Origin of the sequence: Candidatus Gullanella endobia, from assembly GCF_900048035.1 — a bacterium.
Taxonomy (GTDB): domain Bacteria; phylum Pseudomonadota; class Gammaproteobacteria; order Enterobacterales; family Enterobacteriaceae; genus Gullanella; species Gullanella endobia.
On sequence record NZ_LN999832.1, the window covers coordinates 569,353 to 589,586 of the forward strand.

Here is a 20,234-nt window from a genome sequence, read left to right on the forward strand (position 1 = left end):
TATTCAAAGGTAAAAAGATCAAAATGGCTAGACACTTATTTACATCTGAATCTGTTTCAGAAGGACATTCTGATAAAATTGCGGATCAAATTTCCGATACCGTGCTAGATGCTATTCTAGCGCAAGATCCAAAAGCGCGTGTCGCTTGTGAAACCTATGTTAAAACTGGCATGGTTTTAGTCGGCGGCGAGATCACCACTAGTGCGTGGATAGATATTGAAGAATTAACACGTAACACTATTCGTGAGATCGGTTATACACATTCAGATATGGGCTTTGATGCTAACTCTTGTGCTATCTTAAGTGCTTTTGGTAAACAGTCTCCAGATATTAACCAGGGCGTAGATCGAACCGATCCACTGGAACAGGGTGCAGGTGACCAGGGGTTGATGTTCGGTTATGCCACTAATGAAACAGATGTGCTAATGCCAGCACCAATTACCTATGCACACCGTCTTGTAGAACGTCAATCACAAGTACGAAAAAATGGTATTCTTCCCTGGCTACGTCCAGACGCTAAAAGCCAAATTACCTTCGTCTATGAAAATGGTAAAGTGATAGGTATCGACACCGTCGTATTATCGACTCAACATGCTGAAGATATTGCTCTACCACAATTAAAAAAAGCTGTAATGGAAGAGATTATTAAACCAGTTCTACCTTCAGAATGGCTCTTCGCTCAGACGAAATATTTTATTAATCCGACCGGTCAATTTATCATTGGTGGTCCTATGGGTGATTGTGGTCTTACCGGTCGAAAGATTATTGTTGATACATATGGTGGCATAGCTCACCATGGAGGTGGTGCTTTCTCCGGAAAAGATCCCTCAAAGGTAGATAGATCAGCTGCCTATGCTGCACGCTATGTAGCAAAAAATATTGTTGCAGCTGGTCTGGCTGAACGCTGTGAGATCCAGATTTCTTATGCCATCGGTGTTGCAGAACCAATTTCAATTACCATTGAAACCTTTGGTACTGAAAAGATTTCGGTAGATAATTTATCAAATTTAGTACGCAGGTTTTTTGATCTGCGTCCTTATGGATTGATTAGTATGCTAAATCTATTGCAACCAATTTACCGTAAAACTGCTACCTATGGTCATTTCGGTCGCGAAGACTTTCCATGGGAGAAAACTGATAAAGCCGAATTATTGCGTGATGCTGCTGGATTGAAATAATTTGTATTGTTACTATTATAATGAATATAATAACCACTATACTTTATAATAACAATTTTCAAGAGTATTTTACTAGAAAATAAATGATATTATACTACAAATAAGATGTAATTACATACAATAAAACGTTATAAACTCTGTTATATATAAATCTGATAGATTCCATGTTTCGTTTTATTTTATATTTTTTATATTTAGAAGGATTAGCTACTCTAAGCCCTATTTTTAAAGTCATGATCAGTACATTAGTAATCCTAATATATATTAATTAAATTAAAATAAAAATTTACTTTTTTTGATAAGCTATTTTCATTATAAATTTTCTCCAGTTTTGACTATCACTTAGTTTTTAATTGTTTCCTGTATTTTGTAAGTTACAAATTACTTAAAAAATTGCATTTATTTATAGAAAATCGCATCAGAAAAAAGATTTAAGTTTAATGATTTTTGTTTATTATTAGCTAAATTTTACTAATCCATATAGTATTTCTTTCTCTATATAAGTTTTCCCTATACCTAATTATATTAGAAATGTTTTTAAGATCCATGTTTTATAAGCATATGCATAATTAGTGTTTTATTTATTATATTAAATATTGTATTAAATATTCTTATAATTCTCTAATGCGAGAGGCAATAAATATTTTGTTTGAGTGTATCGAGAGAAGTCTACTTTGCAATATTAGAATTTGTGAACTAATCATTTAAATTTGTCGTTAAAACCGCTTTAATGGACTAAATGATTTCATTTGTTACCTTACAACCTGATTATATTGTTACTCTATAATATTTTAGTGTTATAATTTTTCAAATTGCGTAACTAATTGCGTAACTAAAAGTATCGTTAATTATTTTTTGTAGTCAGGAATTAGTTACTTAATATCAATCTCAGTAGTTATCAGTATGATTAATAAGTCATCTAATGAGATCAAAAGCTGATGAAAAATAAAAACTGATCTTTTTAAAAAAAGATAGAATCTATAGATTAATTTGTATAGCTTACAATCTATCTTATATATAATTATTTCTAATTTATTCTCATCGAAAAAACTATAATTCGTATACTAAATTGGTTTTACGGTCTTTTAAAAAAAGACAGTTCTATACTAAATCAGCCTACTGACCGTGATAAAATCAGTAAGATATATTATAATTTATAATAATATACGGACTAAAACTACGCATTATATTAATATTTAAATATGTTCCCAGGTATTTTTTGCATTTAGACTAAGAAACTTTACGCTCTTATATAAGTCGAATAATTCATATTATCATCGACGTGTTGTTAATTCTATTTAACGGTAAAATTATGTTTTGAATATATTTAACAAAAGATAAAAAAGACATTAACAATGCTACCGTTTTATTTGTATAGATAGAAGATTGAAATCTTTTTATTTATATCTTAGATATAAGGTCTCACGCGGTGAAAAAATAAGTATTATATTTAAAAATCTGTTTAATTCTAAAGTAAATACAATCAACGAATTGTATTTGTAAAGGCTATCACTATAAACATAGAGTTATATTGCATACAAAAATATACAGGAGTATAAAACTATCATCAATATCTGTAAGTAGTATATCCATGATTGCCTAGTAAAACTACTATACTATGCAATTTTAATTTAATTTCGGCTTTTCGATGTTAATAAATTAGGTTAATCTATTAATAATAGATTTATTGATTTCCTTTTAGGACTCATAGAATTACACATAATATTATGGCTGTTAATTGTGATTAACTAATCCGATTAGTTAATCTAGTATTAACCGTTATCTTTAACGAATAAACTTAATTTTATTATATAATAGACATGTTCGAAATACTCAGGGCTATTAATAAAAATAGTAATTCTCTAGTAATTCTAAGTGATTTATCCTAAAGGATTTGATGGCTAAATTATAAAGTGTTAAAAATTATAAGTTGAATATTAATTTTTTCATAATATTGCTAACTAAGAGGACAATTTCTTATAGCCGTCTACAACAGCGTTATGTCGTTCGATTTTGGTATATGTAACATCGGTGTAGCTATTGGTCAGCGTATAACCTGTACCGCCCAACCATTAACAGCATTAAAAGCTCATGCTGGTGTACCTCAATGGCAACAGATCGATAAATTACTGAAAGAATGGCAACCGGAAACGGTGGTAGTAGGTTTACCGTTGAATATGGATGGTAGTGAACAGCCGATAACTATCCATACACGCAGATTTTCAAAATATCTGAAAATTCATTTCGGTGTTCAAATAGTATTACACGATGAACGACTTAGCACTGTCGAAGCAACTGCTCGACTGTTTGAATATGGTGGTTATCGTGCACTTATTAAAAATAAAATCGACTCGGAGTCAGCAGTAGTTATATTAGAAAGCTGGCTTGAACAGTTTTCCGATTAATTTTATACCATAGTAGTTTTATGATTATGTCTATTTTGCTATAGCTAATTTATAATATGTGCATATAGCAAAATAGACACTATTACAGCCTATAGAAAAATATTTTTATCTGTAGTAATAACAAACATTATTACTAGCGAAAATAATAAGTCTCTTTATATAGAAAGAAATTTATCCTAAAAAAATATATTTGTAATGTCGTTTTAGTATGATTATTATTGGTTTTGTAACCATAACATAATATATAGCTTTGCTATATATTATGTTTTATTGTTATTTCTAATGCTTTTAGAAATTATTTGAAGATAAAAATAACAGAATATTTCCTAATAAAAAATATTTTTAAGTTCATATAGGATAATATAAATACTATTCTTATTTAAAATCGATGATATTCTCATCCTGATTTTAATATTACTAAAATAGACAAAACAAAAATAATATTAATAATTACTTAATATCATCACTAATGTTAATTAATACTATGCAGTTAATTTCTATTATTTTTTAATAGAAATATTTTGTTATACTTTTCTATTACATATAACAAAATGTTTTAAATCGCTATAGTGATGAAAAAATCAAGAAAAAGATTATTAATAATAATACAATATTATAATGAATTCCTTATGCCTTTGAAATAAAATTAATAAAATATTCATTACAAGGTAAAAATGATATTTTTAAAACAGCGCTTTTAGATCGAATATCGATAATATCTTACATAACAAAATTAAAAAATTAAAAATCTGTGAAAATATTTATTTCAGCTTCTATTAAAAATAAGCTATTATAGCTTTTTATACATATAAGTAACTAGATAGTCGAATTAAAATGGATATAATTTTATCTTAATAGCGATTTTAGATCTACAATACTAATTGTATTTAATTATAACAGTAATAATTAACACTTACTTTTTTAAAAAATTAATTCTAATAACTGATAATATTACCCAATTTTATTAAATTATAAATAACCTTATGAAAACTTCAGATATAATAAAAATGTAATAATAATCTAGTTAGTTTGAAATAGAAAATCATGAAATAAAAGATCATGCTCTCTAAATATAAGAGGTTGCTAAAATAAACCTACTGTGAGTATAATATTTTTATGTTATAAGTAACCTTATACTACTATCATAGTATAACTAGCTTAACACTGGGTATATACCAAAAATAACATTATAATAAATTTATAAGTAAAGTAACTAATTAAAATAATTATAACTAGTACGAAAAATAAAAAAACTAAGTTCTTTAAATACGAGTTAAATAACACATAATAATTGTTATTAAGTACACCTCTTCAATTATCGATAAAAAAATTCAACCTTTCTAAACAAACAGGGCTATAAACAATAACTTTCTTTTATTTTTTTAAAAATGTCTTATTTTGAAGAATGTAAATCAATGTAAATTATAAATATGATGTTTAATATAGCATACGACATTATTATTATACTCAACATTACCTATTAAAACCATAAATATAATTAAAAATAAAATTATTTCATCGGAAAATCCGAATGAATTTATAGGATGTTAATTGTCATATTCTTAATACATTATTTTCTATTACTTAAACTTAACTATAAGTAATAAAAATCTAGTGATCTGATTTTTCAGAATAAGTTTTTAATATTAAAAAAGAGAAAATAAGAAATTAATTTGCTCTGTAATTACTTAGAAGATAATAATTTTGTTTAAAATTTTATCAATTTGTTATACTTTGAAAAATATTTAATCGTAGAAATTTTGACCAGTATCATTTTTGCTTAGATCGATTTAAGTTATTTCAGTGATTGAATAATTAATAGTTAGTAGAATAAATACTACTAAACATACTAATTTAAACTGATATTAAAAATAAAATCACCAAAATCAATATACCGAAGATATAAAATTGATATTGGTAATAATAACTAATTAAAGACACTAACATTTTATACAAGTGTAATATCAATACTTCTTATAAAGAAGAATTTCTAGTAATACTTGGTAGTTTTCAAGTATATTTAATTATAGCTTGCAGAAATTCCTATCATATACTTACGTCTACTAACTTAGATAGGTTATTATTTAGTATAATAGACGATACATATCATTTGCTGTCATTACCTACAGTAGACTAAGGTATATTAACCTTCGATCTTTAATTACTAAAGAGCACATTGATATTGTCTTTTTAAAATCTTAAATAAGAATAGCATCTAAAAAGATAATATTATTTTCTCCACTATTTACTATATGTATAGAAAATATATAAAATATAGTAACATTAGCGCTGGAAGCAGAGTTTATTATTCAAGTTTTTGAAACTTTGTAAGAATAAATATTTTATAATAAATTAGTGCTTTCCATTGCGATGGATATTACCGTAAATTGATTTTATATATATTACATATTACAGAACAAAAGACATTTGAAATAGACATAAATATTTGGCTTTAATCAGGGAATTATTATAATCTTTTAGAAATTAGGATCTCTTCCTTTTCTACACTGCAGTGAAATATTTTTTTTAAAAGAACAGGAATATTATAACATTTCTTTATTGAAGGTAAGTTTAAAAAAATAGAAATAGCTGCACTTTATACTGTTGGTATCGCTACGTAAGTAGTAGTTCTATTTAATAAAATGGAAGAATTATTTTTAGTATTATTACTGAAGAAGTGCTAGTTAACCTAATTAAAAGGATATTACCTTATTATGCTAACTCTGATTTTTTTAGTTAAAAGAATTATTAACATTTATATTATGGCGTTTTTGTTACGCGGCTGGATGCAATGGATGCATTGTGATTTTTATAATCCTTTTTCACAATTTATTGTTAAAATTACTCAGCCGATGATTAATTTAACACGCCGAGTGATTTTTATTCTGATACCATTGAGAGTAATTTCATTGTTGTTGGCATTTATTTTAGCAGTAATTAAATTACCACTACTAATGCTAATTGAAATGCATACTTTTATCCTAGATCCAATTTACGTGCTAATCGGACTACTAGCACTCTTAAAATCAGCTGGTGAACTGGTGTTTTTGGTAGTTATTATCCGCTCATTACTGAATTGGGTTAGCCAAAAAAATACTCCGATTGATGTAATAATTTATCAACTAAGCGAACCGATAATATACTCTGTTAGCCGTATTTTTCCAGTAAAATATGGTATCGATTTTTCAGCAATAGTTATAATCTTTATTTTATATACTCTTAATTATTTGTTCATGGATTTATTTTCGGAAATTTGGTATCGATTGTAACCAGTGTTTAATACAAAGTCAAAATATTAATACTGAGGTTATATGTTCATTTCGGAACTAACTATGACCATATCACTAGCATCATAATAATAGAATCAAAATCGATATTAAAATACCTTTCTAATAGTTATTAGAAAGGTTTTTATTCATTTTTATCGAAAAATATAGTATAGCAAAAACTGTTTAATTTTTGAAAATAAAAAGAAAATGCTATAGATGATTGATATTCGATAAGTTATAACGATTACTTTCCAAGGTTATTTCATAGTGTTCTAGCTATTTTGAATAAAATCTGAAATAATAGACTATAATTCAGGATTATAGTATTTTTATATAAAAATAGTTTTGACTACTATAAAAGGTTAATAAAGAAATTCAAACTAGCTAATATCTATTAATTGATATATTAATTTCGATTTCGAATTAATTCTTTTTTAAAGAATACTAATATCTACTGTCTTGTGTATCGTAAAAACAAAGTAAATAATCTTATATTCTTCTTTAAGAACTAACTGACTTACTGGATACGCATACTCTATGCTTAATTTACCACCACTCAGTCTTTATTTGCATATCCCTTGGTGTGTGAAAAAATGTTATTACTGTGATTTTAATTCACATGTACAAAAAAATGAAGTGCCATATCAAGAATATATTAATCATCTATTAATGGATTTAAATCATGATATATCACTAATATCGGATCGCACTATCAACACTCTGTTTATTGGCGGCGGCACTCCAAGTCTATTTTCGGCTAATTTAATAAAGTTACTACTTGACGGTATCCGACAGCGTGTACCTTTAGCACCAGACGCTGAAATTACCATAGAAGCTAACCCTAGTACAATTGATGTAGATCATTTTGCAGGTTATAAATTAGCTGGAATTAATCGTATTTCTATTGGTATACAAAGTTTCTCAGCAGAGAAACTTGTTCACCTTGGTCGAATCCATAGTGCAAAAGAAGCTCGACGAGCAGTGCAATTAACAGCATCACTTGGTTTATGTAGTTTTAATATTGATTTAATGCAAGGTCTTCCGGATCAGTCAATTACAGATTCTCTTAGTGATTTAAGTGAAGCAATTGCTTTATCACCACCGCACCTGTCTTGGTATCAATTAACTATCGAGAAAAATACATTATTCGAATCGAGGCCGCCTGTACTGCCGGATGATGATATACTTTGGGAAATCTACCAACATGGCGATATACTTTTGAAAGCGTCGGGTTACCACCAGTATGAAATTTCATCCTATTCTCGTATTGGATTCGAGTGCCGCCATAATCTAAATTATTGGCGTTTTGGTGATTATCTTGGCATCGGCTGCGGCGCTCACGGAAAGTTAACTCAACCAAACGGAATAATATTACGCACGATAAAAGCTCACCATCCGCGTAATTATATGCAGAGCAATTATTTAATTAAAAGTTATCCTGTAGTACCTGCTGAATTACCATTTGAATATTTTATGAACCGTTTTAGATTACTGGAAGCTGTGCCGCGTGCTGAATTTAGCGCTTTTACCGGATTGAAAGAAAATACAGTACGTCTTGCACTAGATCACGCATTAGCTAGTAATTATATTACTGAGAGTATTAACCATTGGCAAGTAACACAAAAAGGGAAACTATTTTTAAATACACTACTGGAACTATTTGTGTAAAATTCAGCGCAGATACCATATGATTATAGAACATGGTGAACTATTTAAGAATTATAGTAGTCTTTGTTACTGTTAGAATATACAAGAATTCGTAGTCTGTTCTTTTTATCCGTTAAATATTAAGATTCTCTATCATTACTTAATAAAGGTTAACTGTACTGTGACAATATTTCATTTATCAGTTTTATAAAGGTTAATTAATATAATAATTTGAATAGATTTTAGTATTAGTACTAAAGTGTGCTTAGTCGCTGACATATAATTTCTAGAAATATTGGAAATACTGTTTTGATTATTATGTTAGGTTTTAACATCTAATATAACTAGTTTTTCCTTTATGTAAAAAATACAAGTACAGCTACTGCTGTAATATTAAATCAATAAAATTAATTTTCTTCTTAAACTAATAATTAAAAACAATTATATAATTCTGTTTATTATTATAGATGATTAGTTTATTATCTTTATTATCTTCGGAGAGATAATGATATTATTATAAGCTTAAAAATAATACTCTTCTTATACTTGATATACAGTTTTAATAAATAAATTATCTCGTAAAGAGTATTTTAATAAAAATATGCATAAAAAAAGAAAATTTTATCTGTTGTTCAAGTTATTTTAGAAAACATTAGATTTCAAATACTATGACCTAATAATTGACTAAACTATTTAAATTTGTTTAATAAGCACGTTACTAAATATGGTATGCAGTTGTTTGCAGAGGAATAAGCAAAGAACAGATTGTACAAAAACACGATATTAGACATTATGCTAGTAACATATATTTAGTATAAGATTTCTAATCAATCGATACATTAGAATACTATTGTCGATAAATTCTCGTCTGATTATCTCTATAAATAATGCTTATGTAATAGGATATTTATTGTCTTGCACTTTCTGCTATGCTAAGAAAATATACTAAAATTTTGTTTTTAATGTACTATTTCTATAGTAAATAGTACATTAAAAACAAAATTAATTTCTAATATTACCAATTCTATATGGAAGAATAGTAAATTAAGGTTTAGTAATGTGCTTGATAATCTACTTTTATTATTAGCAAAAATCTATTTAATATATGATACTTCTTTTGGTTGATTAAGTTTTTTGCTGAAAAACTACGAATTTGCCGTAATAAATATTTCTTCTCATTTTAAGTCTTAAAAATAAATAAAACCTTTATTCATGAAATTATAAAATTAAAATATGTTGTAAATAAATATGAAAGTAGTTCTGTTTAATAATCGCGCAACAGAACAAAGTTCCTATTTACAAGTTGTTCATACTGTAATAAAATCTCAAATTAATTTAATATAAATTATCACCTAAAATTACTAATTTTATAGTAATGATTGTAAAATGACACAAAAACCACTGTTCACACAACTCCTGTTAGAATGGTATCAACAGTTCGGACGAAAAAATCTACCATGGCAGCTAGAAAAAACACCATATAAAATTTGGTTATCAGAGCTTATGTTGCAACAAACACAGGTAATAACCGTCATTCCTTATTTTCAGCGTTTTATAGCTAAATTTCCTACTATTAGCGAACTCGCTGCAGCTCCGCTAGATGAAGTCTTACATTTATGGAGCGGTTTAGGATATTATGCTCGCGCACATAATTTATATAAAGCAGCAAAAATTATTATCGAGCAGCATGATGGTAAATTTCCAGAAAACTTTGATTCTGTCTATGCCCTACCAGGTATTGGGCGTTCCACTGCAGGTGCTATATTATCACTAGCATTGGGAAAACAGTATCCTATTCTAGACGGTAATGTCAAACGGGTTCTCGCTCGATATTACGCTATTTCTGGTTGGCCCGGAAAAAAAGAAGTAGAACAGATCTTGTGGCAGTATAGTGAAAAAGTTACGCCGGTTCAGGACGTAGAAAAATTTAATCAGGCCATAATGGATCTTGGTGCAATGGTGTGCATACGCTCTCGACCGAAATGTAATCTATGTCCACTTCAACAAAATTGTAAAGCATATGCAAGTCATAACTGGATTAGTTATCCTGGTAAAAAACCTAAACAGATTCTACCAGAAAAAACTGTTTGGTTTCTGCTGGTTCAAGATGGAAATCACTTATGGCTTGAGAAACGTCCAGTAGTTGGTTTGTGGAGTGGATTATTTTGTTTTCCACAGTTTAAAAATCTGAAAGCACTGTCGTTTTGGTTAATTCAGCACGGTTTTTCGGATGATTTATGTGAGCAAATGAAGATATTTCGACATACATTTAGTCATTTCCGTATAAATATTATACCAATATTAAAAAAAGTTAGTAGAATAAAATCGTGTATGAATGAAGATAGAGGACTTTGGTATGACCTAGAAAAACCACCGGAAGTTGGATTATCGACACCGGTTAAACATTTACTCAAAAAAATACGTTAGTTTAAAACCGTTTTATTTCCGATGGATACTGATACTGATAAGTAGAAGATATAATGAAAAGAAATATTTTTTGTACCTTTTTAAAATGTGAAGCTGAAGGTCAAGATTTTCAATTTTATCCAGGAGAATTAGGTAAACATATTTATGAGAATATTTCTAAAGAAGCTTGGTCGAAATGGCAAGCTAAGCAAACAATAATTATAAATGAAAAAAAACTAAGCATGATGAATGCTACCGATTGTAAATTACTAGAAAAAGAGATGATTAATTTCTTTTTTTAATATCAGGATATATATAGATGTACTTTTCTGAGTAAATAATGCTTTTCTGAAGTATTTTCACTTCGGAAAGTTACATTCCTGATACGACCTGTAATATGAAGAAAATATTATCTTTGATAATAATTGCTCCATTATTAATATCCTGCTCTAGCAATAGAAATAATATCGAAAATGAAGCGTATATAAAAGATACTAGCAGTTTAGATATTTTAATGAAGCAGTTCGCTAATAACATTGAAAATCTTTGGGGATTAAATGAAGTTTTGATTGCCAAAACGAAAGATTATATAAAATATACAGATCAATATAAAACTCGTAGCCATATCAATTTTGATACCGGTGTGATTACTATAGAAACTATCTCTGATGATAATCCTAGATCTCATTTAAAAAAAGCGATTATTAATACGTTATTAGTTAGTAATAATCCTAATATAATCGATTCATACTCGAATTCAGATAATACTCATATCAGTACAAAACCTCTCCTTTATAATCAAATTCTAGATAATAATGGCAAACCAATTTGTTGGAATTGGCAAGCTACCCGTTTTGCTAATTATTTGCTTAAAACCTGTTTAAAAATTCGTACTACAAACCTATGTAGAATTTGGTCTATTAATATTCAACTCGTACCAAATCATGTAGATAAACGCGCCTATAAATATTTAGATATGGTACGTAAAGCCTCACAGTACTATGGCATTGACCAATCACTTATTCTTTCAATTATGCAAATAGAATCAAGCTTTAATCCTTATGCAGTAAGTCACGCTGATGCATTGGGTCTCATGCAAATTGTGCAACACAGCGCGGGACGTGATGTATTTAAAATGAAAGGTAAATGGGGTCAACCAAGCCGCAGCTATCTTTTTGATCCGGAAAATAATATCGATATCGGTACAGCCTATCTGGCGATATTACAAAATAGCTACCTAGGTGGTATTATTAATCCAACATCGCGGCGTTATGCAATGATCATTGCCTACAACAGTGGTGCTGGTAGTGTATTACGAATTTTTTCGCACGATCAAAATCGAGCTTTTAAGATTATTAATAGTATGTCACCGAATCAAGTTTATAAAACACTATCTACAAAGCATCCATCAGCGGAATCACGACGCTATCTGTATAAAGTAAATAACCTTCAAAATAATTATCAACATTGACAGTAAATACACCTGGAGATAAATACTAACTAAAATATAAATAGTACTTAAGCGGAAGATTGCCAGATATGTACTACTTTTGACTTAGATGAGCAGTTTATCGATAGATAGAGGTAAAATTTCTCTTTAAATATCAGAAAAATATTATAAATCTGATATAAACGTCATGTAATTCCTGTATGTAGAAGTATTTATTTCAAATGTTAATACTAATTACTATTAGTAGCGTATTTTTTCTTATTTTAATTTAATCTTCAGTGAAAGACAAATAGAAAAAATAAAATTAAGATCTAACTTCTGTGTCAGAATTACCCTAAAATAGGATAGAATAACAATTAAAATAAAATATCATACTACTAGTAGTATAGATGCCTAAATAAAAAATCAAAGAAGCATTTTCATATGTAAAGTTTGTAAAACTATTATGACTATTTATGAATTAACTGAGTGAAAAATTTTCAGATTATTTTTATTAAAACATAGCAGAGTGAATATCGATCTGTTATAGAAATAAATTATTTATGCTTAGTTCCATGTAAATTTGAAAAAATTTAATTTATAAAAGATTTGTTTTATAAATATCTATTTAATATTATAATAGATATTATTGGATAATATCTATTATAAGTATCTATCTAAGATTAATATAGGATTTCTGAAAAATAAATTGGCTTTTCATCATCAATCTTTCAAAAAGATTTCTGATTAATTGCTGATATAAACACATTAAAAAATTGGTATTGATTTTACTAATTAGATAAAATAGGTATAGTCCCGTTTTTCAATAACAAAACATAGTTAATAGACATATAATTATTAAAGTTAAGCAGTAAAAATCACCGTAGATTAGCAATAACTTGGTAAAAATATCATATTTTATCTAAAATTTAGAATAAGATAGAAAAGAGCAGTTTTTAAAAATTAAAATTTAATATTAATAATTGAGTGTTTTTATTTAATTAAAAGCTTAGATAGGCTTTTAAATAAAATCAATTTAAGTTATTAATTTATATATTATTATAAGAATCTATCATTCTAATAAATATTATTAAAAATAAAAATACTAATAAGGTAATAATAATAGAAAATAGCTTAGAAAAATATATTATTTATTTTAAAATTTTCCAAAATTCAATTAAAAACTATTATATAAATAATATTATAAGAATATTTATTTTTTAATAATCTTTTTTATAATTTAAAAAGATTATTAATATTCGAAAATATATTCGAGATATCCGAATTATAAAACATCACTTATTTCTTTATTTTTGAATTAAATAGAGTGAGGATAAAAAAAATAAAGATAGGTTATATAAAATAATGAAAAATAGTGTTACGTTAAAACCTTTAAACAGTTTTTCTATTGATGTACGAGCACGGCGTGTGATCACAGTTCATACAGAAGCTGAACTGTTTTTATTATGGCAGAAGGCTATGAACGACGATATGCCGGTTCTTGTATTAGGTGGGGGTAATAATGTATTATTTATGGAAAACTATGCTGGTACTGTATTACTTAACCGTATTACTGGCGTAAAAATCGAAGAATACCTTGATGTTTGGCATTTGCATGTTGGTGCTGGAGAAGTTTGGCATCACTTAGTACGCACCTGTCTTGAAAAAAATATACCAGGTCTAGAAAATCTAGCATTGATACCTGGTTATGTTGGTTCTGCTCCAATCCAGAATATTGGCGCTTATGGTGTTGAATTGAAACAGTTTTGTGATTATGTTGATGTATTACACTTAGAAAGTGGTACCTTACATCGCTTAAGTGCAACGTCTGAATGTCAATTTGGTTATCGTGACAGTATCTTTAAGCATGCACTACGCGAACATTACATTATTGTTGCAGTTGGACTTAGACTCCCTAAAGTCTGGCAACCAGTATTAACTTATTGTGGTTTAGCTCATCTAGATCCACAAAAAGTTGCTCCAGGACTAATTTATAATACAGTTTGTACAATGCGTCAAGCGAAATTACCAAATCCTATGTTACAAGGTAATGCTGGTAGTTTTTTTAAAAATCCAATTATTGATGCCTCGAAAGCGAAACGATTTCTAAGTCGTTATCCTAATGCCCATTATTACCCTCAACCGAAAGGTGTAATGAGATTAGCAGCAGGTTGGCTTATAGATCATTGCGGACTTAAAGGTTATCGTTTAGGCAGAGCAGCAGTACATGATAAACAAGCACTAGTTTTGATTAATGCTGATAATGCAACCGGTGAGGATATTGTTGCGTTAGCTCGTTATGTACGTCAACAGGTTTTAGAGCGTTTTTCTGTCTGGCTTGAACCTGAAGTACAATTTATTGGCGCCTTTGGCGAAATAGATGTATTATGAATAATAATATACTACATACAACTATCCCACTTAAACTGATTAATTTATTAGCCGATGGAAAATTCCACTCTATCGAACAATTTAATATGTTGTTAGGCGTAAATAATGCTTGTATTAAGAAATACATTAAAATAGTACGTAACTGGGGTGTAGATATCTTTACGATGCCAGGAAAAGGATATCGTTTATATGCTCCATTACAACTACTTGATGAAAATATAATCCGAAAGCTCTTACCAGAGGGTCGGTTAACCGTATTGCCGGTTATTGATTCTACAAATCAATATTTAATCGAACATATTGGTAGTATTCAGACAGGAGATGCTTGTGTAGCAGAATATCAAGCACAAGGTCGCGGTCGACGCGGCCGGCAATGGATATCGCCGTTTGGCAATAATTTATATCTATCATTATATTGGCGTTTTGAGAAAGGTCTCGAATCATCAGGTGGAATTAGTCTGATGGTCGGTATTGTTATGGCGGAAGTATTAAAACGATTTGGTGCGGAAAAAGTTCAAGTGAAATGGCCAAATGATCTTTATCTAAATAATCGTAAATTAGCTGGAATTTTAGTAGAAATTTTTGGTAAAGTTGATAATACAACTCATATTGTGATAGGCGCTGGAATTAATTTAGCAATGCGTGAAAGCACGGTAGGCAAGATCGATCAAGAGTGGATAAACTTAAAGGAATCAGGCGTTACCATCGATCGTAATGTACTAGCTGCAGAATTAACTAGCACATTACGACAAGCATTTTTACAATTTGAACGTAATGGGTTTTCACCATTTTTTTCTCGTTGGCAAGCATTAGATAACTTTTTAAATCGACCAGTTAAATTACTTGTTGCTGAACAGGAAATTAAGGGTATTGCACGTGGCATTGACGCACAGGGAGCTCTTATATTAGAGCAGGAAGGGAAACTACATGCCTATTTTGACGGAAATATATCGCTGCGTAATCAATAGATGTAATATTCTTCTTCTAATAACTGTGGGAAGATTATTAATAGCTTAAAATTACTAATTAAGATAAACATTGATATCTAATCCAAGAGGTTTATGCTTCCATAAACAAAAGGCTAAACTAAGAAAAATTAACATAATCAAATTCTAATCGAAGGGACTAGAAAATGTTTCTATACTTCTCTGATTACTATTCGATTAATCACTATCTAGTGAATCTAACTATTATCATTTCTAGAAAAATTTGTACCTATTTACTAATTGGTATATATTTAATCTGGTATCAAAAATAACTATCTAATCAATACAATAATAACAATTATATTATGTTATGTTATATTATTCATTAATTTTATATATATAGAACAGAAGACCAACAACTAACATTAGCGCTTTAGGAAATTTAAGCAAAGCTTTTTAAAAACTAGCGATAAATTATGTGTATCAAATTATGATCCTAATAGTAGTTAACTGAATACAGTTACTAATATTATTATAATAATAACTGTTATTTAATCGTATTAAATATTATTTATATGTATAGAGTTAATGAATAATAACTTCATTTTTTATAAAAAATTATCAATTGAGAACAGAGAAAATATAGGTTTCTTTATATTATCTTATTTTATCTATTTAATCAATTAACTTACAATACAATAAGTATTCATCTCTTTTTTTTTGGAAAAAAAATAACCAGACTCTTTTAAGTATACTATAAACTAATACTAATAATAAAAAACATTATAATACCTAAGAGATAATTAATATGAATAAATAAGAGGATAACTAAAATATATTTAGTATGACTGTTTAGTATTATACAGATTTATATAAAAAAATTTGACGTTGCTTCTAATATTGATAGAAGAGTAAGTTAGATTTGTTTACTGTAATAAAATAACCTTATTTGCTTAATTTAAGATTTTTCTCTCTATTTGCTATATGATTATTGTTTTTACCAAACTGTTATGTTTACAACGCGATCTAATGTTAGATAATTTAGATGATAAATGATTTTTTATTTTTGTTAATAATAAGATCGAAAATTAACCAAATAGAGTAGTTGCTATAACTGCTGCAGCTGATTTTTTATTTTTAAGAAAAAAGATCATATTATATATGTTATACTTTATAACATCTTTTTTTTCTTAACAAAGAATCTTGTTTTTGAATCTGTTATTGAGGTATAATAACTCATCAGTTATTATTAACTCTATTGTATAATATTCTAACCATTGCCTTGATAATATATATAACACATATGTTATATGTATTCTTTCATAATTACTACATACTTATAATATAGATAATATTTTAATTATTAGTTTCAAAAATCTTCTAATAAAGAGATTCAATCGCATTGATTTATGCTAATACAAAAGTCTAGTATATATGATAGCTATAAATTGATCTTTACCAATTTTTAAGAGAAATCTTTATTTATCTTATTAAAGATAAATGATTTCTATTTTTATAAGTATCTACGTAATAAAATCATATAACGTGAATTATTTTTACTAAATTAAAGAGTTATAAATGTATAGAGAAGAAAATTAAATAGTTTTTGTTCAATATTAGTTGGCTTATTACAAAATTTGTTTATAATGAAAAATTCTCACACAAAAAGATATACACATATGGTATTTAATAGTATATAATAATTAGTCTTAGTGAAAAATTCTATTTTCTATTACGAGTAAGAAATTTGAGTTTAACATGTGGTATTTAATATCTGTTAGCTCTACTATTATCTGTATTATTATCATTAGATAAGCAAACAGAGCTATGCTATAATTTATACTTATTATGCTAATTAACCTTTTATATCAATCAAGGTGTGGTTTTATGTTGCTTTAAGCATAAATAATAATTAATTTGTCAGTATCATTGTGAAATAGATAATTTTGACTAAAAGTACGGATTATATATTTTTGTTGCATAGATTATTCACTTTACCTACAATACATAGTATTTGATGCCGGCATAGCTCAGTTGGTAGAGCAATTGATTTGTAATCAGTAGGTCGAGGGTTCAATTCCTTCTGTCGGCAAAAATCTGGTGGGGTTCCCGAGCGGTCAAAGGGAGCAGACTGTAAATCTGCCGTCACAGACTTCGAAGGTTCGAATCCTTCCCCCACCACCAAATATATATTAAATATGATATATATTTAATAATAGAACGTCATTATACATTAATAATGTAATAATTAATAATATAATAGAAGAAAAATAAGAGCCTTTTAAAAAGATTAAAACAAACAAAAAATGTTTATGATACAATTATAGCATTAATTATTCTGAAATATACTTATAGTCTTAGTATCAATTTATAACTTAAAGAGCTATTAGATAAGTCCCGAGACGCGGGTATTGTATAATGGTTATTACATTAGCCTTCCAAGCTGATGATGTGGGTTCGATTCCCACTACCCGCTCCAATGCGCTGATATAGCTCAGTTGGTAGAGCACACCCTTGGTAAGGGTGAGGTCGGCAGTTCAATTCTGCCTATCAGCACCACTTCTATTTCCCTTCCAAATTTCTAAAAAATAGATTTAAAATGCTTGCTGAAAGCAAGACTTATTTTTTATTTAATAAGATGATAATCTCGATGTGTTCGTTTTTTATAGGAAAATAACGATGTCTAAAGAAAAGTTTCAACGCACTAAGTTACATATTAATGTTGGTACTATCGGTCACGTTGATCATGGCAAAACAACTCTGACCGCCGCTATTACCACTGTTCTAGCCAAAATTTATGGTGGTAATGCACGTGCATTCGATCAGATCGACAACGCTCCAGAGGAAAAGGCCCGTGGTATCACCATTAATACGTCACACGTTGAATACGATACTTCAAAACGACATTATGCGCATGTAGATTGTCCAGGACACGCTGATTATGTGAAAAATATGATCACCGGTGCAGCACAGATGGATGGTGCTATTCTCGTTGTAGCCGCTACCGACGGTCCTATGCCACAAACTCGTGAGCATATTCTATTAGGTCGTCAGGTTGGCGTACCATACATTATTGTTTTCATGAACAAATGTGATATGGTTGATGATGAGGAGCTACTAGAATTGGTTGAAATAGAAGTACGCGAACTACTATCGCAATATGATTTCCCTGGCGATGATACACCTATTATACGTGGTTCAGCGCTAAAAGCACTAGAAGGCGATGAAGTTTGGACTAATAAAATCATCGAACTAGCAGAGGCTCTAGATAGTTACATCCCAGAACCGAAACGTGCTATTGACAAACCATTTCTATTGCCGATCGAAGATGTGTTTTCTATCTCTGGCCGAGGTACCGTAGTCACCGGTCGTGTAGAACGTGGTGTTATTAAAGTGGGTGAGGAAGTAGAAATTATCGGCATTAAAGATACTGTTAAGACTATCTGTACCGGTGTTGAAATGTTTCGTAAACTGTTAGACGAAGGTCGTGCTGGCGAAAACGTAGGCATTCTGTTACGCGGCATTAAGCGTGACGATGTTGAGCGTGGTCAGGTTCTGGCTAAGCCTGGCTCGATCAAGCCGCATACCCAGTTTGAATCAGAAGTTTATATTCTAACCAAAGAAGAAGGTGGTCGTCACACACCCTTTTTTAAGGGTTACCGTCCACAATTCTATTTCCGTACAACTGATGTAACTGGTACTATCGAATTACCAAAAGATATTGAAATGGTTATGCCTGGTGACAATATAAAAATGGTTATTAACTTAATTTCCCCGATCGCTATGGACGATGGCCTCCGTTTCGCTATTCGAGAAGGTGGTCGCACTATTGGCGCTGGAGTTGTTACTAAAGTTATCGCTTAAGTTCTACTTATAATAGAAAGTAGCGTCCTTAAGGCAATAAAAAATAAATAAAGAAGAGTCATTCTTTTATATTTTTATTTAAACGACTAATAAAAAATGCAATTTTGTCAAAATATACTTGAATTATACATCATAAACTCTAAAAACGATTATTTTTTAGGTATTCTTTAACTTGTAATCATAATCTCGAGTTAAATAGTTAATTCTGTAATTAGTTTTTAATGAATACATTACAAGATCAATGGAGAAAAAATTCTGTTACTTCCTGTGATACTGTTATCTATCTTTTATATCAAAATTTATAACAGAATAAAATTATAACTTTTACTTTTTTTACTGTTAATACTTTAGCTATTCTATAGCTTATGATCTATTGATAGAAATGATAGAAAAATATTTTCTCATAGGAATAAAATTATATATTTTAAAATATTACTAACAATCATTAAGATATTTTCTTAAAAAAAAGAAATTAAATTAACCTCAACAATCTTAAGTATTACGAATTTTTTAGTAAATTTATCATAAAGATGAATCAAGATATAAAAATACTGTATACTAATTTCTATATAGCAATTTCAGTATATAAATAATTAATAATTTTAATAAAGGCGTCTTATATAGGTATCTTTTACATAGGCATCTTATATATCAATTTAATGTAAAATTATAGATTATAAAATCTGATAAAATCTAATTCTGACAATAAAATATTGTTT

At 28.6% G+C, this 20,234-nt stretch carries 10 protein-coding genes and 4 tRNA genes; all 14 read left to right on the forward strand.

Going from position 1 to position 20,234, the window contains the following annotated elements; all coding sequences use genetic code 11:
• The first annotated feature begins 23 nt into the window (after window positions 1-23).
• On the forward strand, window positions 24-1,178 hold the full coding sequence (metK, locus tag FVIR_RS01560; protein WP_067498091.1) for a methionine adenosyltransferase: 1,155 nt from the start codon (window positions 24-26) through the stop codon (window positions 1,176-1,178).
• Window positions 1,179-3,178: 2,000 nt separating this feature from the next.
• Complete coding sequence (gene ruvX, locus FVIR_RS01565; protein ID WP_067498094.1) at window positions 3,179-3,583, forward strand: Holliday junction resolvase RuvX; 405 nt, start codon at window positions 3,179-3,181, stop codon at window positions 3,581-3,583.
• A gap of 2,714 nt (window positions 3,584-6,297) precedes the next feature.
• The gene (locus tag FVIR_RS01570) at window positions 6,298-6,852 is read left to right on the forward strand and encodes a YggT family protein (protein ID WP_067498097.1); all 555 of its coding nucleotides are present in this window, start codon (window positions 6,298-6,300) and stop codon (window positions 6,850-6,852) included.
• Window positions 6,853-7,389: 537 nt separating this feature from the next.
• The gene (gene hemW, locus FVIR_RS01575) at window positions 7,390-8,520 is read left to right on the forward strand and encodes a radical SAM family heme chaperone HemW (protein ID WP_067498100.1); all 1,131 of its coding nucleotides are present in this window, start codon (window positions 7,390-7,392) and stop codon (window positions 8,518-8,520) included.
• A gap of 1,365 nt (window positions 8,521-9,885) precedes the next feature.
• Window positions 9,886-10,926 carry an A/G-specific adenine glycosylase gene (gene mutY / locus FVIR_RS01580; protein ID WP_067498103.1) on the forward strand — a complete coding sequence of 347 codons (1,041 nt, stop codon included), beginning with the start codon at window positions 9,886-9,888 and terminating at the stop codon, window positions 10,924-10,926.
• 53 nt (window positions 10,927-10,979) lie between these two features.
• Window positions 10,980-11,207 (forward strand): oxidative damage protection protein, encoded by a 228-nt coding sequence (locus tag FVIR_RS01585; protein WP_067498106.1) that lies wholly within the window; start codon window positions 10,980-10,982, stop codon window positions 11,205-11,207.
• A gap of 95 nt (window positions 11,208-11,302) precedes the next feature.
• Complete coding sequence (gene mltC / locus FVIR_RS01590; protein ID WP_067498109.1) at window positions 11,303-12,376, forward strand: membrane-bound lytic murein transglycosylase MltC; 1,074 nt, start codon at window positions 11,303-11,305, stop codon at window positions 12,374-12,376.
• A gap of 1,323 nt (window positions 12,377-13,699) precedes the next feature.
• Window positions 13,700-14,725, forward strand: a complete 1,026-nt coding sequence (gene murB, locus FVIR_RS01595) for a UDP-N-acetylmuramate dehydrogenase (RefSeq protein ID WP_067498111.1) — start codon at window positions 13,700-13,702, stop codon at window positions 14,723-14,725.
• The gene (birA, locus tag FVIR_RS01600; protein ID WP_067498114.1) at window positions 14,722-15,693 is read left to right on the forward strand and encodes a bifunctional biotin--[acetyl-CoA-carboxylase] ligase/biotin operon repressor BirA; all 972 of its coding nucleotides are present in this window, start codon (window positions 14,722-14,724) and stop codon (window positions 15,691-15,693) included. The genes murB and birA overlap by 4 nt, the downstream gene beginning before the upstream one ends.
• A 1,977-nt stretch (window positions 15,694-17,670) precedes the next feature.
• Window positions 17,671-17,743, forward strand: a tRNA-Thr gene (locus tag FVIR_RS01605).
• A 7-nt stretch (window positions 17,744-17,750) separates the two neighbouring features.
• Window positions 17,751-17,835, forward strand: a tRNA-Tyr gene (locus tag FVIR_RS01610).
• Window positions 17,836-18,055: 220 nt separating this feature from the next.
• Window positions 18,056-18,130: transfer RNA gene (locus FVIR_RS01615), tRNA-Gly, on the forward strand.
• A gap of 4 nt (window positions 18,131-18,134) precedes the next feature.
• Window positions 18,135-18,210: transfer RNA gene (locus tag FVIR_RS01620), tRNA-Thr, on the forward strand.
• Window positions 18,211-18,330: 120 nt separating this feature from the next.
• Complete coding sequence (gene tuf / locus FVIR_RS01625; RefSeq protein WP_067497389.1) at window positions 18,331-19,515, forward strand: elongation factor Tu; 1,185 nt, start codon at window positions 18,331-18,333, stop codon at window positions 19,513-19,515.
• The last annotated feature ends 719 nt before the right edge of the window (window positions 19,516-20,234 follow it).